This window comes from Streptomyces sp. NPDC002680, assembly GCF_042889145.1.
In the GTDB taxonomy this organism is placed as follows: domain Bacteria; phylum Actinomycetota; class Actinomycetes; order Streptomycetales; family Streptomycetaceae; genus Streptomyces; species Streptomyces adonidis.
Genome location: NZ_JBIAQP010000017.1, coordinates 36,367 through 59,325 on the forward strand (window position 1 = coordinate 36,367; position 22,959 = coordinate 59,325).

14 protein-coding genes and 1 pseudogene are annotated in these 22,959 nt (G+C 71.8%); 2 read left to right on the plus strand and 13 right to left on the minus strand.

The features are described 5' to 3' along the window. Window positions 1–51: 51 nt before the first annotated feature. Together ACFYXF_RS36685 and ACFYXF_RS36690 are read right to left on the minus strand one after the other, a co-directional pair. Window positions 52–459 (minus strand): hypothetical protein, encoded by a 408-nt coding sequence (locus tag ACFYXF_RS36685; protein WP_389356289.1) that lies wholly within the window; start codon window positions 457–459, stop codon window positions 52–54. Continuing rightward, a pseudogene (locus tag ACFYXF_RS36690) lies at window positions 453–756 on the minus strand (ATP-binding protein). The gene ACFYXF_RS36685 and the pseudogene ACFYXF_RS36690 overlap by 7 nt, the downstream one beginning before the upstream one ends. 167 nt (window positions 757–923) lie before the next feature. On the opposite strand from ACFYXF_RS36690, the gene ACFYXF_RS36695 reads away from it, so the two are divergent. Beyond that, window positions 924–1,196, plus strand: coding sequence for a type II toxin-antitoxin system Phd/YefM family antitoxin (locus ACFYXF_RS36695; RefSeq protein WP_389356290.1), 273 nt, complete (start codon window positions 924–926; stop codon window positions 1,194–1,196). A gap of 733 nt (window positions 1,197–1,929) precedes the next feature. After that, window positions 1,930–2,331: a hypothetical protein gene (locus tag ACFYXF_RS36700; RefSeq protein WP_389356291.1), complete on the plus strand. Its 402-nt coding sequence runs from the start codon at window positions 1,930–1,932 to the stop codon at window positions 2,329–2,331. Window positions 2,332–2,453: 122 nt separating this feature from the next. Here ACFYXF_RS36700 and ACFYXF_RS36705 read toward each other — a convergent pair whose 3' ends face one another. From ACFYXF_RS36705 to ACFYXF_RS36755, 11 genes are all read right to left on the minus strand, one after another. Further along, window positions 2,454–3,806, minus strand: coding sequence for an alpha/beta fold hydrolase (locus ACFYXF_RS36705; protein WP_389356292.1), 1,353 nt, complete (start codon window positions 3,804–3,806; stop codon window positions 2,454–2,456). A 244-nt stretch (window positions 3,807–4,050) separates the two neighbouring features. After that, a complete protein-coding gene (locus ACFYXF_RS36710) occupies window positions 4,051–5,961 on the minus strand; it encodes a hypothetical protein (protein WP_389356293.1) in 1,911 nt (636 codons plus the stop codon). Next, on the minus strand, window positions 5,958–8,168 hold the full coding sequence (locus tag ACFYXF_RS36715; RefSeq protein ID WP_389356294.1) for a hypothetical protein: 2,211 nt from the start codon (window positions 8,166–8,168) through the stop codon (window positions 5,958–5,960). The genes ACFYXF_RS36710 and ACFYXF_RS36715 overlap by 4 nt, the downstream gene beginning before the upstream one ends. Continuing rightward, the gene (locus ACFYXF_RS36720; RefSeq protein ID WP_389356295.1) at window positions 8,165–10,852 is read right to left on the minus strand and encodes a hypothetical protein; all 2,688 of its coding nucleotides are present in this window, start codon (window positions 10,850–10,852) and stop codon (window positions 8,165–8,167) included. The genes ACFYXF_RS36715 and ACFYXF_RS36720 overlap by 4 nt, the downstream gene beginning before the upstream one ends. Beyond that, window positions 10,849–14,403, minus strand: a complete 3,555-nt coding sequence (locus ACFYXF_RS36725) for a tubulin-like doman-containing protein (RefSeq protein WP_389356296.1) — start codon at window positions 14,401–14,403, stop codon at window positions 10,849–10,851. Before ACFYXF_RS36725 ends, ACFYXF_RS36720 begins: the two co-directional genes overlap by 4 nt. A gap of 355 nt (window positions 14,404–14,758) precedes the next feature. Beyond that, a complete protein-coding gene (locus ACFYXF_RS36730; RefSeq protein WP_389356297.1) occupies window positions 14,759–17,092 on the minus strand; it encodes a VWA domain-containing protein in 2,334 nt (777 codons plus the stop codon). 155 nt (window positions 17,093–17,247) lie between these two features. Then, complete coding sequence (locus tag ACFYXF_RS36735; protein ID WP_389356298.1) at window positions 17,248–17,817, minus strand: Pycsar system effector family protein; 570 nt, start codon at window positions 17,815–17,817, stop codon at window positions 17,248–17,250. Next, window positions 17,807–18,982 carry a hypothetical protein gene (locus tag ACFYXF_RS36740; RefSeq protein WP_389356299.1) on the minus strand — a complete coding sequence of 392 codons (1,176 nt, stop codon included), beginning with the start codon at window positions 18,980–18,982 and terminating at the stop codon, window positions 17,807–17,809. The genes ACFYXF_RS36735 and ACFYXF_RS36740 overlap by 11 nt, the downstream gene beginning before the upstream one ends. Then, window positions 18,975–21,410, minus strand: a complete 2,436-nt coding sequence (locus ACFYXF_RS36745) for a hypothetical protein (protein ID WP_389356300.1) — start codon at window positions 21,408–21,410, stop codon at window positions 18,975–18,977. The genes ACFYXF_RS36740 and ACFYXF_RS36745 overlap by 8 nt, the downstream gene beginning before the upstream one ends. After that, window positions 21,407–22,129, minus strand: coding sequence for a hypothetical protein (locus ACFYXF_RS36750; protein ID WP_389356301.1), 723 nt, complete (start codon window positions 22,127–22,129; stop codon window positions 21,407–21,409). The genes ACFYXF_RS36745 and ACFYXF_RS36750 overlap by 4 nt, the downstream gene beginning before the upstream one ends. 105 nt (window positions 22,130–22,234) lie before the next feature. After that, entirely contained in the window at window positions 22,235–22,939 is a 705-nt protein-coding gene (locus tag ACFYXF_RS36755) for a Crp/Fnr family transcriptional regulator (protein ID WP_389356302.1), read from the minus strand. Between the last annotated feature and the right edge of the window lie 20 nt (window positions 22,940–22,959).

The window sequence follows — 22,959 nt, forward strand, 5'->3', positions numbered from 1 at the left end:
GCCTTGAACCAGTAGAGAAAGTTGTAGCTCAGTCGGTCTGTTGGGGCTGCCCTACTTCGTCTGCTGGGACTCGGTTCTGTGGCTGGTGTGGGGTTTGAATTCGTGTGCGCAGGCTGGGAGTTCGACTCCATGACGGTGTGCGAGGGGCAGGAAGAGCGCCGGTCGGACCGTCCATGTGATGCGGGTGTCGGCGTGGGTGACGGACACCGTGCAGGGCTTCGCGTGCAGCAGCGCTCTCCGGGTTTCGATGCGTCCCTCGTAGAGCCAGGCCCATGCCTCGTTGGAGGCGTCCGAGTCGAGTGCCGGTGAGATGGTGCGCAGCGCGATGGCGATCCATCTGTCTGCCTGGGGTGGCGAGTAGGCGTCGAAGGATCCCCGGAGTGCAGGTGGCTCCGCCTCGGTGAGGTCTTCGGTCCAGCACTCGCACCAGAAGCCCCGGCGGGGCCAGTTGGTCAGCACGGGTGGCCTCCCGGGCGGGTGTCGGTGAAGAGTTCTGCGGTCACCGTGTAGCCGCCGTCGCTGTCGTGGATCACGACTCGGTGGGCTAGTGCGCTGACCAGGCCCAGGCCCCGGCCGTGCTCCGCCTCCTGGTCCCGGTGCTCGACTTTCGGGGCCGTGCCAGTCCCCCCCGTCGTCGGTGACCGACAGGGCGATCACCTGCGGCGAGACCGCGAGCGCCAGATGGAAACTTCCCGCCTCCAGGCCGCTGGCCGTGTGCAGGATCGCGTTCGTGCTCGGCTTGGCATTCTCGGCCATCGGGCGGTCGTGCACGATGTCCCGCGCCCGGCTGGCCTCTTCAAGGAGGCCCGAGCCGCGGACCCTGCGCGCCTCCGCTCCCGGATCGTACTCGCGGAGATCGATGGCGCCGTGGCATCCCAATCCTGGACACTCCCACCCCCATTTACATCTGTCACAGTCGTTACATGTCTGATCCAGTGATCGAATCCATGGCCGATGTCCGCAGCCACCTCGCTCACGTCATCGATCGTGCTCGCCGGGAAGACACCCCGACGATCATCACTCGGCGGGGCAAGCAGGAAGCTGTCGTGATTGACATTCAGGAGTACCAGCGCCTGCGGGAGAGCGCTGAGGAGGCTTGGCTCAATCGGTTGGCCGATGAAGCCGAGTCCGAGGGGACGGAAGGGTCGGTCTCGCTCGAAGAGATGGCTGCTCTGCTGCGGGCGCGGCAGGACTGAACTCGTGGGATACGTCACGCGGTTCACGCCGCATGCTCGGTGGGACATGCTCAAGGTCCCGCGCCCGGATGCCCTTCGTATCCTGCACCGCCTCGCCGAACTCCAGAAGGCGCTGGACGTTGGTGCCGCCGCACCGTTCGACATCAAAGCCCTTCAGGGGCAAGGCGCCCGCTGGCGGCTCAGAGTCGGCGACTACCGCGCCGTTTACACCGTTGGGGACGGTCAGCTGATCGTGTGGCTCCTGGCCGCGGCAACCGTCGCGAAATCTACTGCCAACTTTCATAGGCCCCTGCGGTGTAAGCAGCGCCGACCGTCCGCCGGCGGGTAAGGGCCCCGCATAGGACGAACATCATGCATTCTGGCGGCGACCTGTGGCGCCACCACGGTGATTTAGCTATCAATCACGTGCGTTGAGCCAAAAGTGGACACGGTGCTCACCTCTGGCTAGGATCGATTAACGGATGCCACGCTTGAAGAACCAATCGGCAGGCAAGGCGGTCGGCGTCCGAAGGCCGGAGTCAACCGGCTCAACAATGACAATCTGCGTAATTCGGTGCGATGCACGGCCTACCCCGCATGTTTGAACCAGGGGGTCGGGTGCAGCCCTCAGTGGCAGGCGCGTGGACCCACGTGACGGCGTACGTCGAACATTCGCGATTCACCGCTGCGGCCCGCACTTTAGGTAGTCCGGCGCTCTCGATAAAGCCGTCTAAAATCAGTACGGGAGTCTGACATGCAGAATTTCAGCAGCGTCAAGAGGAAGACACTCAGCTCTGTCGCGGTCTTGGCCGCGCTGACACTCGCTGCATCCGTGGCAGCGGTCGGCACGGCGCAAGCCGCCGTGAAGGTCACTGTCACCGGAACAGTGAGTTGCGCGAAATTCGATGATTCAGTACCGAAGACGGTGACAATAACCCCCAAGACGGGGGTTGTCGGCGAGGATGAACCGCCGGGTGAGGAAAAGGTCGAACAGTACACGATCAAACTCACAGGTATTCCGGGTGGTGGCACGACCGCCACTTTCAAGGTTGTCTGCGAAGACGATGAAGGTGACACGAATACGTACAAGAACAAGAACGTCCCGATCAAGAAGCCTCCGAACGGTCCCTTGACCGTCAATCTTCCTGTGGCATAGCGGCTCCCTGAGCTTGGATCTGCGCGCCCGCCCCGACACCGTGGGGCGGGCGCGCACGTCACTCTGGATGCGGCGGCGACCGGGCCTTGGTCGCCGCCGCACACGCGCGGTCGCTCACCCGCTCACGGCAGGATCGGCAACACCCCGCAGTTCGACCCCGCCGGCTCCCCCGACAGCCGGTCCGTCAGCCAGTTCACCGCGCTGCCCTGATCTGCCAACAGCGGAGCGAAGTGGTTGAGGAGTGGGCTGATCACGTTCGGGAGGATCACCGGGCGGTACGTGACGTTCGCGCCCTTCGCGCACCAGTCCGCCGCCAGGCGGCGGGCCTGGCCGTGCGGTACCAGGTTGTCGCTGGTGCCTGTTGCCACGCGTACCGGGCTTGCCGGTTTGAGGTTTCCGATGCGCTGGCCGTCCAGGAACGTCTGGAGGGCCGGGGTGGACGCGATGATGTCGGAGATGGACTTGCCGTCCGTCGTCCACTTCGTGCTCTTTGTGTAGCCGTAGCTCAGGAGTGCGTCTCCTACGCACATCGTTGAGAGGTCGGCCAAGGCCGCTCTCCCCGCCGTGTTCAGGTGGGCCTCCGCCAGCGGGCGGAGTGTCGGGTCCGATTGCAGGAAGCCGTTCAGGGACCAGCCCAGGGCGCCCGTCAGTTCGCTGCCGTCGATCGCTTTCGTGACCGCCGTCAGGTCTGCCGGTGGGGCGCCCGCGTACGTGCCGGCCAGGGTGATGTCGGGGGCGTAGGACGGCTGGAGTTCCGCCGCTGCCGCTGTCGCCCCGCCGCCCTGGCTGTAGCCGAACAGGCCCACCCGGGAAGCGGATGTGACCGAGGTGCTTGGCAGGTTGCGGGCCGCGCGTACCGCGTCCAGTACCGCGTGGGCCTCGTCCAGGCGGTTGACGTACGTGTGGAGGCGGTCCGTCGTGCCCAGGCCGGCGTAGTCGGTGACGACCACCGCGGCGCCGGTCGCGAGGAGACGGTAGATGGCGATGTCCTCGTAACCGACCGACACTGTACGGCCGTTGAGGAGCAGAGGGTGCTCCAGGCCTAGAGACGCCGCGCACTGGTCGCCTTGGCCCATCGTCCCCGGGGCCACCGCCACCAGCGGGCGCGCGCCGCCTCCCTTCCAGGTCGCCGTCGGTTCGATGTACGCGCCGGTGACCGCGACCGGGGCTCCGTTCGAGTCCGTGGACTTGTACATCAGGCGGGTCGCCCGGCCGGGCAGGGGGCCGTCGAGGGTGGGGAGGGAGATGGCCAGGGGGAGGGGTTCGGTGCGGATCAGCGTGCCGTTGGGGGCGGGGAGGGGGGTTGTCGGTGGCGTGTAGAACGCTGGGATCTCCACGCCCCGGGACACGACCGTCTCCGTGGAGGAGGCGGTCGTCGCTGCCGTGGCTGTTGTCGTTGTGTACGAGAGTGCCTGAGCGCCTAGGCAGGTCGCAGCGGTTACTGCTGCGGCCAGGAGCCGTCTGCGTGCGGGCATGGCGAACCTCCTGTGAAGCGGCTGGCAGGAGTAGAGGTGAGGGTGGGGGGAGTGGTGACCTGCTCCGCCCGCGTCCCACGGGTGGGGGCAAGTCGCCGTCTCTCGTTACCTGTTGCTCGGCGGTTCGCCTGGACCGTACCTACTGGTCGGTTACTTCGGGTAGCAGTCGGTAGGTTACGGTTCAGTAACTTGACTCGCTGTCTAATGGGGAGTGGCGGGGTGTCAGCGCGTCTTCCCCGCGCGGCTACCCGACGATCAGCGCGATTCCGATGAGTACGGCGATCACCGCCGCGCAGACGCCCACCACGCAGCTCACGTTGTTCGTCAGTTCGGAGAGGCGCGACGTGGAATCCGGTGGTTCCGGTGTGGTGGTGAGCGGGGGTGCGGGGACGGGGGGCTGTGGTCTGTTCGGGCGGGTCAGCTGGTCGCGCAGGATCTGCTGCCAGACCGTCGGCGGCAGGTCGGGGACCTCGCTGTTCGACGGGGAAATGATGCTCTGCGCAAGCCAGTTGCTCCCGATGGGATGGGGGGCCCGGCTCATGCTGTGCAGCAGTTCGTACAGGTCGTGGAGATAGCGTTCGTCGCGGGCCAGCGGGGCCACCGCCCAGTTGAAGAGATCGGCCGCCTGACGGGCCAGGGCCGTGCGGGACAGGGGCTCCCCGGTCTGGCCGTGGGGTGACAGGTAGAGGTTGTTGCGGAGCACCTGCGCGCACAGGGCGTGCCGCATCTCCGGGCGGCGGGTCTCGCGGCGCTCGTGGCTGCCCAGTTCCGACAGCAGCAACTCCACGGAGTCCGGCGGCAGTTCGTCCGAGCGCAGCTCGCGCAGCAGCACGTCGTCGGACAGGGTGCGCAACTGGGCCATGAGGAAGTTGCGTTGCTGGGGGTCTCCGCGGTGGTGGGTGCGCAGGTCGTCGTGGAGTCCGTACGGTTCGGGGTCGGGCGTACGGCGGGGCTGTGGGGGCGTGGCCGTGGGCTCGGGCTCCAAGTACGGTGCCGGGTACGGGGGTTCGGGCAGCGGGGGCAGCGGGGGCTCCGCGGGCGGGGTCGCCCCCTCCCCGTACGGGTACTGGTTCTGCGGCGGGGCGGGACGTGGTGGTGCCGGCGCCTCCTGGCGCTCGCCGTTCCGCCGCTCGACGCCCCGGCCCTCGGCAACGCCGACGCCCCGGCCCTCGGCGTTGACGACAGCCCGGCCCTCAGCGGTGAGGATCTGCCCGAGCAGGTCCCGTCGCCGTGCCCAGTCCAGCGTCGCGCCGTCGCTCAGCTTCTCCAGCAGCTGGGGTACGCCCGCGCCCGCGTCCGGGTGGGCCAGGAGGTGGTCGACCAGGTGGATCGCCGCGCGGTGTTCGAACTGGGGGGTGGCGGGCGTACGGCCCATCACCACGCGGGCCAGTGGGCCCGAGCCGCCGGTGTCCTGTTCCCAGCGCGGGACGGACGTGAGGCGCAGGGGGTGGGTGTCGACCGTGTCGTACGTCGCGAACGTCCACTCGTGGCCCGGCCAGGAGCCGAAGAGGAGGAACAGGCCGAGGTAGAGCAGCGGTGCGCCGTCCCGGTCCGGCCAGCCGGGCGGGCTCGTCTCCTCCACGAGCAGCGACACCCGCTGTGCCGGATCGCGCAGCCACTCCGCCGCGACCAGGATCAGGGCGCGCCGTACGCTCTCCAGCCGTTCCCGCATCCTCGGCAGCCGTTGCCTCGCCAGGGCGTCGAGTTCCGCGCACTCGACCATCGACAGGGTTCCGCTCGCCTGCTCCGCGGACTCGCGAGGGCTCCAGCCGCCGTGCGCCAGACCCAGGCACTGCCGCGTCTTCAGGGTGCCCGGGGCGCCGACCAGGACATGGCTGATCGTGCTCGGGCGGCCGTACGGGTCCTTGGTGGGCCAGCGCTGGGCGAGCAGGACCTCGCCGTCGCGGGACACGGTGCGTACGACGCTGGGGCGGGCCGCGCCCGGGCCCGACACCCACAGCAACGGGCCCAGTTCCCGGCCCAGTTGCTCGGCCCGCTCCGCCGAACAGGAGTGGGCGACCGCCTTCATGCCGGTGCCCTGCCGACCGTGGTTGCCCTCCCACCGGAAGACCAGCTGATGCACCGACGGGACCGAAGCCGCTGACGGCGCCGATGCCGCCGAGGACGCCGACGGCATGTCCTGGAACTCGCTCACTTCTCTTCCTCTCCCCGTTGCCGCTCCCGATCGCGATCCCGTTCACGTCCGGGGCCCCCGGCTCCCCGCGCCCCCGGCACCCTCAACTGCCCGTCGCCCTCCACCGGCACCGCCTCCCAAGCCGCCGCCTCGCCCCGCGCGAACGCCTCGGGGCCGCCCGGGACGTCGATCAGGCCGTGCATCGCGAGCAGGGAGAGGAGGGGTTCCAGTACGCGCCGGGGTGCCGCGCCCGCCGGATAGCGGCCCTGGTCCTCCTGGCCGCCGGTGGCCGACGCGACGTGCAGGGTGCACCGGCGGATCGCGTCGAAGGGGCGCAGCCAGGCCTGCCCCGCGTGCCGGCGCAGGAACGCGTGGACGTCCTGGCTCTCCTCGCGGATCAGGGTGGCGTCCAGGGAGGTGGCCGCCGGCCGGCCCAGCCAGTGGTCGACCGGCGACTGGAAGCGCAGCAGGTCCGCCTTGCCCAGCACCATCGTGGCCGCCACCTCCAGGTACTGGCCCGTCTTCGGGAGCCGGTCCAGGACCGTCGCGAAGGCGAGGTCGCCGTCCCGGTTCACCTCGACCCCGCCGCGTTCCCTCGCGTGGTCCAACTGCGGCAGCGGCAGCGCCAGTACGGGGTCGACGACGAACACCAGGGCGTCCACCCCGAGCAGGAAACGAAGGGCCGCGTCCGTGCGTACGAGGTCCTCGCCGCCCAGGTCGAAGAAGGCGACCGGACGCACCTGCCCGTGCGCGTCGGTGATGAGGAGGGACTCCACGAACCGGGCGAAGCCGTCCAGGCCCAGGGCGGTGGTGTGGTCCAGGACGCGGCCGTTGCGCAGGGGCTGCACCCGTTCCCGTACGAACCGGGCGTGCTGCTCGGGGTTGACGGACTGCCAGCTCAGGCCGAAGGGTTCCAGGCCGCCGTCGGTGATCTCGGCGATCATCTGGGTCAGCAGATGGCTCTTGCCGGTGGAGGACTGGCCGACCATGGCCACCGTCAGCGGGCGGCCGTACGTCAAGTACGGGACGGGGATGAAGTGTTCGGGGAAGTCCGGGTCCGCCGTGCACTTCTGGACCGCGCCGCGCATGACGTCCTGGCGGCGCAGCTTGCCGACGCCCGCGAGGTTCAGGGGCTGGTACTGCATCCGGCTGTCGGTGACGTACAGCGCGCCGAGGTCGAGCTGGATGGTCTCCAGGCAGTACGGGCAGATCACCTCGCTCTCGGTCAGGACCGTTCCCGCGCCCGGTGTCGAAGGGGCCACCGGTGCCTGCCGTTTGGCGCGCAGGGCCTGTTCGAACACCTGCCGGTCCTGGTGGGTCTCGTCGGCGGGCGCGAGGAGCGCGGCGCGGCCGGACGCCCCCGGGGACAGCAGGTCGAGGAGCTGGGCCGGGGTCGGGCGGCCGGTCGCCCGGGGGTCGAAGGCGTCCCTCAACGTCTCGGCCAGGACCCGGTGTTCGCCGAGGTCGGCCGGTGCGTGGTCGGCGTGGCCGGGGCGGCCGGTCACCAGCCGGTAGAGCACCTGGGCCGCGCTCCACACCGCGTCCCGGGAGTCGGTCGTGCCCTCGCCCAGGCGCTGTTCGGGCGAGGAGTAGGGGGCCCGGCCCCACGCGGACCGGGGTCGGCCGACGCGGGCCACGCCCTCAAGTCCCCACAGCTGCAAGGACGTTCCGTCCCAGAGCACGTTGGCGGGCGAGATGCCGCGCGGCACCAGGCCCTGGCCGTCCAGCAGACACACGGCGAGCATCAGGTCGCGGGCCAGGACACGTTGGTCGGTCGACGACATGACGTGGGTCTTGGCCGCGGTGGCGCCGCGCGGTGGGTCGTACAGGAGGAACGGCTCGTCCGTGTCCAGCTCGTAGCCGATGAGCCGGGGGAACAGCGGGGCGAACTCGGTGCCGTCGACCAGCCGGTGCAGCCGCAGCGCGGTGCCCGCCTCGGTGTCGAGGAGAGCGCGGGCGGCCGATTCCGTCGCGTCGGCGGCGGCGAGCCGCACCTGTACGCAGCGCTGCCCCTGCCCCCGGTCGTCGAGCAGGGCGTTGCGGATCAGCGGCGGCAGTTGCGGGTCGCGACGGGACTCGGGCCCGAAGCGGACCCGGGCGACGCGGCGGCGGCCGGCGGGGGTGCTGAAGCCGAGCTTGGCGTCGGCGGGTCCGTCCGGGACCCCCGGTCCTGGCCCCGGCCCCGGTCCCGGTCCTGGCCCTGGCCCTGAATGCGTGGTGCGGGTCACCAGCTGTCGCCGTCCCCTCGGTCGTACGGGCTTTCGTACTCGTAGCCGTGTCCGTCCCGGAACTCGTAGCCGTGCCCGTTCCTGTGCCCGTCTCCGTCGCCGAAGTCGTCGTGGCGGGGGCGGAAGGTGTCGACGACTCCGGGGCGCAGCGGGGTCAGCCGGAGCAGGCCCGCGTACCGTCCCGACGACGTCCACTCCACCTCCTCCGGGCGGTCCGTACCGCTCGTACGCCAGACCTTCTCGACCTCGTCGCGTACGGCGAGGGGCGCGAACCTGATCCATACGGCCGCCGCCGGGTCGCGGCTGAGCAGTGCGCCCTGGTCGGGCGAGGAGAGCTGGACCACGGACTGGCGGTCGGTCTCCGCGCCGACCAGTCCGGCCAGCGCGTGCGGGTCGGTGCCCAGCAGGCCGGCCGAGTTGGCGCGGGTGCGGCGGGTGGCGGCGAAGGGGGGCGCGGCCAGAACTCCGTTGTGTCGTAGGTGCCTTCGGGCCGTGGAGAGGAGTTCGGCGACGCGTCCCTCGATCCGGGTCGCGGCGAGCGTGCCGGCCTGGCCGCGTTCCACGGCGCCCCAGTAGGACTTCATCGCCTCCAGGGCGGCGTCGGTGAGGTCGCGGGCGAGGGTGGCGACCAGCTCGGGGCCGCCCTCGGCGGTCTCGCGGTCCAGCCAGCGGGGTGTGGCGGCGGTCCGGTCCGCCGCCCGGGGCGGGGTGGACACGGGGGGTTCCTCGCGGGGAGCGGGTACGGCGGTGTCCGTGCGGTTCGCCGGGTCGTCCCAGGACGGGGCGTCCGGCCAGGCGTACGCGGTCATCCAGTCGTCGTTGGCGGCCTTGTCGTCGGAGGGGCCGTCGCCGGTTCCGGAGAACGCGTCCGGGGTGCTCGACAGCCAGTCGTCCGCCGGGAATCCGTCGGCGCGGTATGTGTCGTACGCGGCGGCCCCGACCGTGGCCCGCTCGGGTTCGGGGACCGCCTCGGCCTCCGCCGCCGCTGCCGTCGCCCGTAGTACACCGGCGACGGAACGGGCCGCGTCCGCGCAGTTCAGGCGCTCCTCTACGGCCCAGTGTTCCCGGACGCCCTCGGCGAGGAGGGTGTCCAGGCCTTGCAGGGCCTGGCGGAGTGCGGCGGTGGTGTGGCCCGGGGGCCAGGCGTCGGCCGCCGTACGCCAGAGGCGGCGGGCCGTGTCCGCTGCGGCGCACAGGCCGATGAGGAGACCGGAAGTGCTGAGCCAGAGCGGGGGGTTGGTTGTGTACGCGACCACTGCGCCGATCAGGGCGCCGGTCCATGATGCGAGCTGGGGGGTCAGTGCCCAGCGGCGCTTGCCTCCTAGGCGGGATGTGGCCAGGAGGGCGGTGGTGAGGAAGAGGAGGGGGACTATTAGGGCGAGTGCGAGTAGGGGGCCCTGCCATAGGGCGCCTGGCAGCGCGGCGATCGTTGGTGTGAATCTGCTGGTCAGCGCTCCGTGGGGTGGGTTGTTTTCCGGGTGCGGGGCCGCCGTGGCTGGTCGCGCAGTTCCCCGCGCCCCTGTCGGGCGCGCCCCTGTCGGGGCGCTGCCGAACGCCGTGAGTTTTCGTGCCAGCGCCGAACTCGGTACCGGTTCCACCTTGCCCGCCAAGGTCGTGAACCTCTGGGCCACCGACCGCAATGGCAGGCCCTGGCCGAGCAGCTTTTCGGCGTATTCGCGCAGGGCCTCGCCGATTCGGTCGCGCATGCCCTCTGCTGTGGGGACCCGTAGGCCCAGGGCTGTGAGGTGGGACGCTGCCTCGGCGGGTGAGGTGGTGCTGGTGGTGAGGGCCCTGGCCACCAGGGACTTGTAGGCGTCGAGGGACTGGCGGGCCTGGTCGAGGTCCGTCTCGAAGGCGGCGCGGCGGGCGGGGCGGAGCAGGCCGGGGAGGGTGCGGAGGCCGGACAGGGCCTCGTCGGCGTAGTCGAGGGCGTCCGCGCAGGCGCGGTACGTGCCGTCCGCCGGGCCGCCCGGTTCGCGGTGCCGCTGGTCCCGGCCGCCCCGGCCGGTCACCAACGACCGCAGCGGCTCGGGCAGATCGGCGCCGGAGGCGACCGCCGTCGGGGGTGCGTGGTCGGTGTCGTGGCCCGCGAACCGGGTGAGCGCGTCGCGCCAGGCCCGGTCGCGCACCTCGGGGGGCAGATCCTGTTCGAGGAGGCGTACGCCGGGTGCGGCGACGGCCTCGGGGAGGGACTCCAGGTCGTGGAGGACGCGGAGGTACACGTCCGGTACCGACAGCACGTCCACCAGGACGGCCAGCGCGTCCGGGTCGTCGGGCGCGGGGTGTTCGACCGGCGTGCGGGCGGCGCGCAGATCACCGGCCCACAGGAGGGCGGTGCCGGAGGTGCGCAGTACCGAGGGGCGCAGCAGCCGACGGTCGGGCCGGAACGCCTCGTCCTGGTCGGCGTACGAGCCGGGCGCGCTGCCCACCAGGAGGACCAGGATTCTCACCTCGCCCACGGCCCGGTAGCCGGAGAGGAGTTCGTACTGCCGCTGGTGGTCGGTGAGGCCGGCCGGGGTGTCGGTCACCAGGAACAGCGGGTCGTCGGGTTCGGGCTGCCCGGCGCGGGCGAGCAGGCGGGCGATACGGGCCCGGAGCGCCTGGGCGGTGTCGAGTTCGGCCGCTCCGGAGCGCAGGTCGAGCTGGATGACGGCGGGGCCGGAGCCCATGGTGGGCAGGCTCACTGGGCGTCTCCGTCCCAGGGCGAGCTGTCGCCGTCCCGGTCGTACCGGCGGTCGGTGTCGGTGTCGGTGTCGTCGGGCTGGTCCCAAGGAGCGGAGAAGCGCTCGCTGTTGCGCGGGGAGCCGTTGACCCGGCCGTCCGTACGGCGACCCACGTGGCCACCGGTGTCGACGTCCCGCGTGGAGAAGCGTGAACTCCCGCCGTATGCCCCGTCGTTGTCGTGCCTGCCGGTGTCGTCGTGCCTGCCGTTGTCGTCGCGGCTGTCGGCGGACGGCTTGGTGTAGTCGTCGTCCACGGACCCGCCACGCGTATCGGGCTCCGGGGTCCGGGGCGCCGTACCCCAGTCGTCCTCGTCGTCGATCAGGCGGCGGGGGGTCTCCGGTTCCGGGCGGCGGCGCGGGGCCGGGATGCCGCCCCGGACGTGTTCGAGGAGGGTGCGGAGGGTCGGCTGGACCGCTCGCTGGTCGCCGAACTCCGTGTCCAGGGCGGCCGGGAGGGTCTCCGCCCAGAACTCCCAGAGGGGGCGTACCCAGCCCTCCACGCGTTCGCCGTCGCGTTCGCGGCGCTCCGTGAGCAGGGCCAGCTGGCGCGGGGCGATCTCCTCGACGAGTTCGACGAACAGGGGGTGCGGGTCGGTGCCGCTTCTGGTGAGGCCGAGCGGCTGGGCGCCCATCAGTTCGCGGCAGTAGTCCTCGACCGTGCGCTCGTCGTCGAGGACGGTCCAGCGTTCGTACGAGCGGAGCAGTTCCGCCCAGCTGGACACTCCGCCGGGGAAGTCGCCCAACCGGAGCCGTACGCCCGGTACTTGGGGGCCCTTCTCGGGGTGCAGGCGCAGCCGGACGCGGTCCGGGGACGCCGACTCGCCGTCCACGACGTCGACCTGGCCGTTCCACATGCAGCACAGCAGCCGGTGCAGGATGACGCGGCGGTCCTCCTCGCCGCTGACCATCCAGCTGTCCCGGTAGCCGAGGCGCTGGCGCCAGCGCAGGACGTCCTGGGCCTGTTCGTTGTCCTTGGCCCTGGCCCACTGGCGCAGCACCTTGCGGGCCTCGGGCACCTGGGTGAGGCTCATCTCGCTGCGGAACAGGACGACTGTCACCGAGTCGCTCTCAACTCCCCTGTACTCGACCGAGTTTCGGGCGTCCGAGGGGAGGCGGAGTGCCTTGCCCAGGTACTGCTCGACCTCGTCCACCGCCTCCACGCGCGGGTAGGTGACCAGGACCCGCAGCGGGCCGGTGCCCTCCGGGGTGAAGCCGACGGGCAGCAGGCCGGTGAGCTTGCGGCCGAACAGGTCGAGGGCCTCCTTGCTGACCTGGTCGGTGGCGTCCGAGTCCCCTGCGGCGGCGGCCAGTAGCGTGCTCATGGACGGCAACAGGGGGCGTTCTTCGAGACGTTCGCCGCTCTCCGCGAACAACCGGGTGATTCTGCCCTCCAGTTGGGCCTTCACGACCGACACCGCGTCGTCGGGGCTGCGCCTGCTGCGGGCGTGGACGTCACGCCAGGTGTCCCCGTCGACCAGCTTGAGCAGCAGCGAGGCCGCGTCCTCCGTCTCGCGCAGTCCCTCGCGGCGGATCAGCCTCGTCACCACGTCCTCGTAGAAGTGGTTGAGGGTGCGCTGCGGTGGCAGCAGATACGAGATGCCCGTGCGGTCCTCGTACAGTTCCATGCCCTTCTGCGCGGAGATCTTGCGCTCCTGGTCGCTGTGCGAGCGGAAGGCGTTGACCAGCCGGGCGATGTCCGCGCCCGCCGTGTCGGCCTGCGCCCGCCAGTGCTGCTGCTGTTCGCGCCAGGCCTCGTGCCAGATGGTCCGGCAGCGCCACTGGTACCAGGCGTCCTGCTCCTGGAGTGCGGCCTGGACGTCGTCGTCGCCCCAGCGGGCCGGTGACATCCCGGCCAGCCGGCCCTTGATCCGGGGGATCTTGGGCGGCTGTTCCGACATGCCCGGCGGGCGCTGCGGGGCGCGCGAGCGGTTGTCCAGCATGCCGAGGAAGCCGAGCCGGGCGATCGCGTCGTCGCTCTCCGGGACGCCCCGGACGACGCGGTCGGCGTGGAAGGGGTCCACGTTCTGGAGGAGCTTGTCGATCGCGGGACGCGGGGAGAACCGGTCGGCCATGGTGGCGGCGGAGCGTTCCGCGACGGCCCGCAGGTCGGCAAGGAGCCGCTGCATGTCCGAGACGCGTTCGCCCAGCGCCTGTTCTATGGCCTTGCCGCCGCGCGGCAGCGGTTCGGGGTCCAGGACGGGCAACTGCCTTCGCTCCCACAGCTCTTCGAGGTGGGAGTCGGCGAACAGCTGCCGGATCATCGGCACGGTCGCCTCGCGCAGCGCGGCCCGGGGCCGGTCCACGAGATCGGTGACCGCCTCCCGCAGCATCCGCCCGGCGACGAGGTCGGCGAGCTGGTCCATGGGGACGGTCATCGACGCGACCAGGCTCGTGGAGACGCCCTGGCGGCCGATTCCGGTCGGGGAGAGGGCACTTCGGTGCACCCCCCGGTTGATGAAGCTCGCGGCGAAGGTCTGGAAGTCGTCGTCGCTGACCGTCGTACGGCCCCGGGTGCGGCTGTCGCCCAGCTCGGTGCCGATCAGCGACATCACCAGCGACACGATGGACCGGCGCAGATCGTCGGGGCGGATACCGGCAGTTGGGCTGAACAGGAACGACGTCGGCAGGATGCCGGTGCGCAGCCGGATCGGCTGGGTGCCGGGGTAGCGGACGCCGAGCCCGGCGGGCTGGTCGAGGTCGCCGATCTCGGCGCCTTCGGTCGGCGCGTTCTGCCCGTCGACCAGCCGGAAGAGGTCCACCAGGGCGCGGGCCGCGTTGAGTTCGGCCTCGCGCCCGCCGCCGGTCGCTGAGGAGAACGACGACGGCATGACGACCAGCGGGTAGATCTTCACGCCGTTGAACCGGCGCAGCTGGAAGGCGTGGTTGATGAGGTGCAGGTAGTCCAGGAAGATCCCGGCTCCTGTTCCGCCGGCCACCGAGAACGCCACGAACACATCGCAGCCGGTGACCTTTCCGCCGCCCAGCTCGGCGAGTTCGCCGCCGGCCCTGGCCATCGCGTCGATCGCCTGGAGCAGCGGGGTCAGGACGGGCGCGAGGCCGTGCCGGAGCGTGGCGAACAGGGCGGCGCGTCCGATGGTGGGCAGCTGTCCGGCGCCGTTGTGGAGGGGGGTGACGCGCGGCTCGTCGGTGCGCGGCGGCAGCCAGTCGGCGACCTCGCTGCGCAGACTGGCCCGGAGCATCTTGGTGACCTCCGGCGAGCTGTCGAAGTTCGGCAGGAGGTCGTGGGTGGCCCGTGAGGTACGGGAGTAGGCGGCCCGCAGCGAGGGGTCGACGTTGAACTGGGGCAGCCGCATCAGGTCCGACTCGCTGTAGTCCGCGTACACGAACTGGAGGCAGTCGGGCAGCTGGTAGGGCGCGTTGCCGCTGAGGCGGCTCAGGGCCGAGCCGTCAGGGCCGCACAGTTCGGCGCGCAGCCTGCGTTCCAGCTCGGCGCCGACCAGGCCGCCGGTGCCGCCCAGGCCGACGAAGAGCATCGGCTGGAAGATCTTCATGGGTTTCCTCCCGGCGTGCGGCTGCTGGGCCGCGTGTTGGTGCACGGTGCGTCTGTGGGTGGTTCTGGTGCGGCGCCGCGGGGGCTGGTCGCGCAGTTCCCCGCGCCCCTTTCAGGGCGCTGCGCGCCTCTGAGTCCGTCGCGCCTGCGCGGCTGAGCGGCAGGTCGACACGGCCCCGCGCCCCGTTCGGGGCGCTGCGCGTCTCCGAGTTCGTCGCGCCTGCGCGGCGGAGCGGCAGTTCGGCACGGTCCCGTGCCCCTTTCGGGGTGTTGTGCGTCTCCGTGTTCGTCGTGCCTGCGCGGCGGAGCCGCGGATCGACACGGCTCCGCGCCCCTGAAGGGGGCCTTCGGCCCCTTCACAGGTACGTCTGGTCGTAGGCGCTCGTGCCGCCCTGGCCGCCGGGGTCGATGCCGGGCGCGGGAGCGGTGGACGTGACCGAACTTGGCTTCCGCTTGCGGGGGTTGCGGGTCTCCTCGCCGAGGGCCAGGCTCAGGCCGTCGGTCAGCTGGACCGGGATGGCCGTCGACAGCGGGATCCGGCCGCCGTCGCGCCGGCGCAGCACCGCCCCGCCGTTGGGGTTGCGCCGGACGGCGTACGGGCCGTGCGCGCGCCGCTCGATCCGGGGGCTGATGTGGGCCTCGGCGACGCCGAACTCGTACCACTGCTTGTGTCCGTGCCCGGCGACGTGCTCGCCCGGCAGCGGCTCGCCGTGCTCGTCGAGGAGCCGCAGGACCAGGCCGTGCGGGTCCCGGCGGGCCTGGCGCAGCCGGATCCAGGCGAGGACGGCCGCGACGGCCAGGGCGATCAGGACGGCGCCGGACAGGAATCCCCACCAGTACCGGTCCCAGATCCCGGGCTCCGGTGTCACCTCCACCGACAGCGCGGACTGTACGAGGGTGCGATCCTCGTCGGTGGTGTCGACGACCTTGACGGTCCCGGCCAGCGACAGCGCACCGCCGTTGAGACGCTCGGCGAACACGTCGTCGTCGGCGACCGTGACGGTCACCTCGCGGGTGCTCGACTCGCCTGCTTTGAGGGTGAGTTCGGCCGGGGCGATCGTGAGCAGGCCGGGCGTGAGGTCGGTGATCGACAGCTTTAGGGCGTGTGCGGAGTCGCTCGTGTTGTGGACGGCCAGCGTGCCCGTGACCTTGCCGCCGGGATGCGTGTCCCCTGCGGGGATGTCGAGCGCGGTGGTGACGGGCAGTTCACCGGGGGCGACCCGGCCGTCCTCGCTGCGGGTGTCGGCGCTCAGGCCGGTGGCGGTCAGTGTGGCGCTCACCTTCAGCGCGCCGGAGGCGTCCGCCGGGATCTCGGCGGTGCCGGTGAACGAGCCGTCGCTCGCCTTCGCGTCCTTGCCCTTGCCGTCGTCGACGAGGTCGAGCGGGAGTGCGTCGAAGCCCTCGCCGGTCAGCTCGCTCCTGACGCGCAGCCCGGCGTAGTCGCTGGGGTCCTTGATCTGGTAGCCCTCGCGGGTCTGGACCCGCATCGTCACCGTGACCTCGTCCCCGGCGCGCGGGGAGGGCGGGTCCATGCTGATGGCGCCGCCCAGTTCGCCCTGCCACAGCACACTGACGGCGACCGGCAGCGAGCGGTGCCCCTCGGGGGCCTCGGCCTTCACCTTCCACACGCCGGGCAGCGGGTCGGTGATCTTCAGCGCCTCCACGGTGCCGGTGCCGCCCGCGAGTTCGAAGGTGGAGCCGCGAGAGGTGCCGGACGTGGGCACCTCGTTGTCGGCCGGGTCGATGTAGGTGATCCGCACCTCGGGGTCGCCCTTGTCGACGACGATGCTGCCCACGGTCGCCAGCGGGGAGATGCCGATCTTCTGGGTCGAGGGCGGGAGTTGGGGGTCGGGGCCCGCCTCGTGCCGCATGCAGTGGGCGGCGGCGAAGATCCGCTCCAGGGTCGAGCCGACGTCCTTCGCCCCGCCGACCTTGACGGCCTTCGGCCTGGCGGAGGGCAGTGCGACGCAGCCCTTCTGGTAGCCGCCGGCGGCGATCTGGGCCAGCTGCTCCTCGTCCGGCTTCGGCCCGAAGCCCAACGGCCAGATCTGCACGCCCTGTTCGGCCGCGTCCCGGAGCGCCAGCGTCAACTGCCGCTCGCCCTCGGCCTTCCGGTGGGCCGGGTCGCCGTACTTGGGGCTGTCCTCGACCTCCATGATCCCGTCGGTCAGCAGGAACAGCACACGGGGCTCCAACGGGTCGGTGCCGTCGGTCAGTTCGTGCACGCCCTGCCGGATCGCGCTCGGGAAGTCGGTGCCCGTGCCCTCGCCGTCCTCGCGCTTGCGCAGCTTGCCGACACAGGCGCCGATCGTCTCCCGGCCCGCCGCGTCCAGCGAAGTACGCGGGCACACCGGGTCGACGGCGCTCTGGCCCCCGCCCTCGGCTGCGGCGAAACCGAACACCGTGACATGGGAGGACGAGGACACGTCACCCAGCGCGATCCGCGCGGCGGCGGCCTTCTCGGCGGCCATGTCCGCGTCGGCGAGGCTGGCCGACTCGTCCACGGCGACTACGTAGTTGACCGCCGGGAAGGCCGGTTCGGTCTCCGCCACCGGTACGGCGTCCCGACCGGAAGACCGACCGGTGGGCGCCGACAGGGACATGAGCACCGCGGTGGCGCCCAGCACGGCGAGCGCGGCACGGCGCGCCCCGCCCTTTCTTGTCTCGCGTACTCCGTTGACTCGTCCCACGGCCGTCCCCTGTTTCCCGTTGCTCGGTATTCCTGGATCGTCGCTACTGGGCGCGCACGGGTTCCGTCATGCGCGCGGATACGTCCTTATGGGTGAACTTCCTGACTTCGGCGCCCCCGCCGGCGCCTCTGCGCCCCCGCCTCTGCGCCCCCGCCTCAGCGCGCCGTCATGCTCCACGCCAGGGCCAGCACCGCCGAGGGCGCGAGCGAACCCACCCCCCAGCGGATCGCCCGGTACTTCGCGGAGAGGATCGCGCTGACGTCGACGGCCTGGACGAGCAGCCAGCCCGCCGGATCGCGCCCCGCCTCGGCGACCCGGGCGGCGAGCCCCGCGAGGTCGCGGCGGGCGCCCACCAGATCGCCGAAGTACGTCACCCGGGCCTGTCCCTGCTGGTCTTCCCGGACCGTGCCGGTGCGCGGCATGAGCGCCGCGACCAGCGCGGTCACCGAGACCGCCCAGAGCAGGCCGGCCAGGACCAGCGTCACGTCGGCGGGCCCGTGCCAGCCGGGGGCGCCCTGCCAGCCGATGAGGAACGCGGGCAGTGCGAGCGTCCCCGACAGCAGCACCGCCGCCTTCGAGTCCGCCCGCCCGAGGTCCTCCCTGATGGTGCCGAGCAGCCGCTCGGCGACGCGCTCGCTCACGCGTTCCCCGGAGCGGTCGGGCCCGTGCCGACCCCCGTACGGCTCGGGCCCGACCTGCCCCCCGGTCCCCCCGTCACCGGTCATCGGGTGTCCCTGACTCCCGCCTGTCGTCGCCGCCGTCGCTGCCGTCCGCGTCCGCCCAGTCCCAGCCGTCGTCCCGGGGGCGCTTGCGGCGCGGCGGCTCCGGGGCGGATTCGTCGTCGGCGTACGGATCGTGGGAGTCGGCGGGCCTGCGCCGGGCGCGGGCGGGCGGGTCGTCGGACACCCAGTCCGGAGTGAACGGTTCGGCGGAGGACGACTCCAGCTCGGGAGTGGGCCTGCCGTTCCGGCCGTTCCGGCGGGCGGGCAGCGAGCCGATGGGCCCCTGGACCCCGCCCATCCGCCCCCGGTTGAGCAGACTGAGCGCCTGCGCCTCGACGTCGTTGGACTGGATCTGACCGCTCTCGACCATGTCGAAGAGCCGGTCGACGCGCTCCCGTTCGTCCTGCCGGCCCTCCTGGCGGATCTTCTCCAGGAAGTCCTTGGCCTCGGTCGGCTCGGCCGCCAGCATGTACGTGAGCTGCTCCAGCTCCCCGCCCTGGAGCATGGCCCGGAACCGCTCCTGGTGCACCTTCGTCACCTCGGCGGAGGCGTGCGCGTCCCGGATGCCGTTCATGTGCTCGATGGCCCGGTCGTCGACGCGCAGCCGGACGTACAGCCGTACCTTCAGGCCGAGTTCGGTGCCCAGTTCGCCCCAGCGGCCGCCCGTGCACTCGCGGGTGATGGCCCGGTTGGCCTGCTCGGCCTCGTGCACGCGGTAGGTCGAGGTGACCTCGTGCAGCCGCTCCAGGACGGGGGCGGTGAGCCGTTTGGCGATGTCCGTCACGACCTGGACGGCGGCCAGGTGCGGGTCGTCGACCGTCCAGTGGATGTCCACCTCGGCCTTGAAGAAGCTGGTGCCGCCGGCCGCGGGCAACTCCATCTCCAGCGGCGTCTGGTAGGTGCCGAGTGCGATCTCGCAGACGGTGTGCGGCCGGGCCAGCACCGGCTTGTCCACGTGCCGGGTACCGGTCACGGTGATCACGCTGTAGCCGCCGTTGCGGTAGAAGCGCACGAGCGCCGTCTGGGCGCTGATCGGCGGCTGGGCGGCGGTCGGCGGGTACTCCTTGAGGAACGGACCCGCAGGACCGGCGGCGGCTCTGCGCGCCTTCAGCCGCTCCTTCGCCCGCGCCTCGCCCGCCCGGGCCCGCGCGGCGTCGTTCTCAGCCATGGCTTCTCTCCTCCTGGCCGCTCCGGGTCCGCCGGTCGACGGCGAGCCGCCACAGGGAGCGCGCCCGGGCGCCGGGCAGCGGATCGTCCGGATCGTTCATCATTCGGCGCAGCAGCCAGTCCAGCCGCCGCCGGTCGGGTTCCTCGGCGGCCAGCGCGGGCAGCAGCGCCGCCAGCCCCGGCCGGGTCCACTCGGCGCCCTTCTTGCGGACGGTGGTGCGCAGCATGCGCTCCAGCGCGTCCATGGCGACGTCCTTCGAGCGGGCCGTGTTGAGCGCGGTCCAGAGCAGGTCCGCGACGGGCAGGGCGAGTTCGGGCCGGGTGGCGGCCAGGGCGAGGGCGAGCGGCCAGTCGCCGTGTTCGCCGAGCGCGGGATCGGGCTCGTCGATCAGCAGCTTGTCCACGCGGGTCTCGGCGAGCCAGATCGTGGCCGCGAGGCCGAGGGTCTGGTACCCCTCGCGCTTGTGCTGCGTCCAGTCGGCCATCCGCCGTAGCACCTTCGCGGCCTGCGCGCTGTCCGGCAGCGCCAGCAGCCGTACGACGTTGAACGCGGCGGCGGCCCGCAGCGACTGGTCCCCGTCCTCACGGATGCCGATCCGGGCGAGGGCGTCCAGGGCGTCGTCGACGGTGTCCGCGCAGTTGCCGTAGCCCAGCGCCGCCGCCGCCGTCGAACGCTGGGTCCAGGTCGCCGACCTGCTCCAGTCCTCGACCAGTTTCCGTACGGCCTTGCGGTGCGAGGGGTGACCGGCCGCCTGGTCCAGCATCGTGGCCGCGAACAGCCTGCGGTGGGCGGTGCCCTCGGCGAGCGGCCGGACCAGTTCGGCGAACCCGTGGTCGAAGTCCCGTACGCACAGCTCCCCGGCGGCGACCGCCGCGCGCACCCACACCTGGGGCCGCTGGTCGTCCGCCAGCAGCCGCAGCCAGCGCACGACCGGCGCGCGCACCGGGAAGTGCCGGTCCCACAGCTCGGCCAGCACCGCCGAGGGCAGGGCGCCGCCCCGGTACCAGATCAGCCGCGCCGCGACCTCCGCGCCGGCCACCTCGACCTGGCCGTCGGTGAGTTCGGCGCGCGAGAGGGCCAGGTCGGCCACCGGGTCGTCGCAGAACAGGGGGCGGGCCGGGGTGTGGTCGGGGTCGCACTGGACGGACAGTTCCCAGGTCAGCAGATGGGCGGCGGAGGCCACCGCGCTGTGCGAGGCCCCGCCGAGGACGGCGAGCGCGATCCGGAACGCCACGGGGTAGAACAGGGCGGCGGTGCCCGGCCGTCGGTCGTTCCCCTCCTCCCTCTTCACGGGTGCGGTGAGCGCCCGGTCCACTCCGGTGAACCACTCCTGGGCCTGCTCGGCGGCGAGGCTGCGGCAGCCGGCCAGCAGCTCCTCGTACGACAGATCGCCCAGCAGCCGGCCGGCCAGCAGGGAGGCGAGGAGTTCGGCCTCGGCGGGGCGCAGGTCCTTCAGCCCGACGGCGTCCACGACCTCCGCGCGCTCGGCCAACTCCTGGGCACGGGCGAGGAGTTCCTCGACCGTGTCGCTGCTCTCCGGGGCCTCGGCGGCATGGTCCTCCAGCCGTTCCCGCAGCCGGGTGGTGAGCAGTTGCTGGGTGGGCGCGGGCGGGCAGAGCATGCCGTAGCGGCCGGCGAGCAGCGGGCCCGCCGCCGAGCCGACGGTGACGACGAGCACCGCGAAGGACTCGAACCGGGCCAGGGCGGTGGCCAGTTCGTCCAGGTCCATCTCGTCCGGGGGCAGTACGCCGGGCCGGGTGAGCGACAGTTCCAGCAGATAGCCGGTGCCGGGCGGGAACTCGTCGCCGCCGCCCAGCTGGGCGGCCAGCTGACGGATCCCGCCGTCCGGGTCGACGCGGCGCACGCCCGAGCCGGCGGTGACCTCGGCGAGCAGGGAGAGCGCCGTGCTCGTACGGCCCGTGCCCGGGGCGGCGCCGAGCACCAGCAGACTGCGGGCGTTCAGCGCGTTGCGCAGCCGTACGTAGCCGTCGGGGACCACGTGCGCGCGGCGGAGCCTGCGCAGCTCGTCCTCGGGCACGGGACCGCTGCGCAGGGCGGGGCCGCGCAGGCGGGTGTCGGTGCCGAGGAAGATGTCGCCGAAGTGGGCGCTGCTGATGAAGGAGCGGTCGACGCTGGTGAGGTCGCGGCCGGCCTCGAACAGGGTCCGGGTGGCGCGGCGCGTACGGGAGGCGGCGGCGAGGTCGGTGGGGGCGTTCTCGCCCTGCTCCTCGGCGAAGGGGGCACGGGTGTACTCCTTGAACCGCTCGGCGGCGAGCTCCCGTTCCTTCTCTTTTTCGTCCCGGTCGCTGTCCTCTTTGTTTTCTTTGTTCTCTTTTTCTTTTTTATCTTCTTTGTCTTCGGGGCTTTCCTTGTTCTCGGGCGGGTCGGGCTCGGGGGTGTCGTCCGACTGCGGGTCGTCGTCGCTCACTTGTCGTCACCGCCGATGCGGACGTCCCGGTGGAAGGTGCTGCCCTGGATCACGGAGATGTCGCGCCCGGCGGTGTAGGTCCTGCCGGAGTCCACGACCGGGGCAGGTGTACGAGGGGAGGAGGCCGCCGCCGCTCTGCCCGGCAGGTGGAACCAGGCCGTCGTCTCGCCCTCCTTGAGGGTGAGCCGGGCCGAGGTGTAGCGCTCCGGCTCGATGAACTTGCCGCCGCCCCGCACCACGTCCTCGTACAGGGAGTTCGAGGTCACCAGGACGAGGTCGGCGCCCTCGGCGTCGAGGAGTTCGCGGGCGGCGGCGGAGTCGGCGAGGCGGCAGGCCAGGTCGACGGCGCGTCCGCTGATCCCGTGGGGGTCGTGCCGTACGGGACCGACGTGCATCCCGATCCGGAGCCCCAGCGGCACCTTCAGGGCGCGGTTCTCGTCGCGCAGGTTCTCGTGCAGCTCGACCGTCCACAGCCCGAGCAGCCGGGTCACCGGGATCCGCGCGGCCACCGACAGCAGTACGCCGTCGCCGCGGTCCTCCATGTGTACGGCGTCGCGGGCCACCTTGGCGTGCGTGAACGCCGTCTCCACGACCCGGTAGATCCGGGCGCGCATCCGTGGCCTGTCGATGTCGTCGTACTGCCCGGAACGCCGGGCGTCGACGCTGATCACCAACTCGTAGCGCGCTTCGGAGAGATCCATGGCGTCGCGGTCGTCCACCCCGTGCCCCCTTTGGTGCTGTTCGATCGTCGTTCGGTCGCCCCTTCAGATTCGGGCCCGGGACGAGGGCCGTCTGTAGCCGTTTACACACGGCGGGCCGGAGATCTACGCGCTCTCCGCGTGCCCGTCGGCGAGGAGCGCGAGCAACTCGGGGTCGAGGATCTCCACGACACGGTTGCCGGTCCGCACTATCTGCTGGGTGCGCAGCAGCCGCAGGCTCTTGGCGACGGCTTCCCGGGTGGCCCCTATGCTCGCGGCCAGCTCGTCCTGGGCGAGCTGCACGACCGAGGATCCGGCTGGGACATACGGGGAGCGGGGTGCGCCGCCCGACCCCGACAGTTCGGTGAGCCGGCCGGCCAGCCGCTGGAGGACGGTGAGGGAGGCGAGCGCGGACCGTTCCTGGTCGGCGCTGCGGAGCCGGAAGGTGAGCTGGCGTATCACCAGCCCGCTCACCCGGGGATGCTCGGCGAGGAACCTGCGGAACGCGTCCCCCGATATGACCTGGGCCTGGGTCGGCCCCAGCGCACGGACGGTGGCGCTGCGCGGATGCGGGTCCAACGCGGCCATCTCGCCGAGGAGTTCGCCGGGGCCGCGCAGTCCGAGGATCAGCCGGGTGGCGCCCCGGTCCGTCGCGACGGAGACGGTCACCCACCCCTTGACGAGTATCAGGACGTGGCTGGATCGGTCGCCCTCGGTGAGGAGATGGGCGTCGGCCGCGAAGTGCTTCGGATTGCCGAGAGCCATGACGCCCTCGCGCTCCTGGGCGGTCAGCGACTGCGCGAACGCCAGCTCATTGCCTAGCAGTCCCATGGCACGCCCCCCGCCGCGTT

Excerpts from the sequence above, each read along its gene's own strand:
- ACFYXF_RS36695 (WP_389356290.1), top strand. The coding sequence starts at position 924 with ATGTCTGATCCAGTGATCGAATCCATGGCCGATGTCCGCAGCCACCTC.
- ACFYXF_RS36700 (WP_389356291.1), top strand. The coding sequence starts at position 1,930 with ATGCAGAATTTCAGCAGCGTCAAGAGGAAGACACTCAGCTCTGTCGCG.
- ACFYXF_RS36705 (WP_389356292.1), bottom strand. The coding sequence starts at position 3,806 with ATGCCCGCACGCAGACGGCTCCTGGCCGCAGCAGTAACCGCTGCGACC.
- ACFYXF_RS36725 (WP_389356296.1), bottom strand. The coding sequence starts at position 14,403 with ATGAAGATCTTCCAGCCGATGCTCTTCGTCGGCCTGGGCGGCACCGGC.
- ACFYXF_RS36735 (WP_389356298.1), bottom strand. The coding sequence starts at position 17,817 with ATGACCGGTGACGGGGGGACCGGGGGGCAGGTCGGGCCCGAGCCGTAC.
- ACFYXF_RS36740 (WP_389356299.1), bottom strand. The coding sequence starts at position 18,982 with ATGGCTGAGAACGACGCCGCGCGGGCCCGGGCGGGCGAGGCGCGGGCG.
- ACFYXF_RS36755 (WP_389356302.1), bottom strand. The coding sequence starts at position 22,939 with ATGGGACTGCTAGGCAATGAGCTGGCGTTCGCGCAGTCGCTGACCGCC.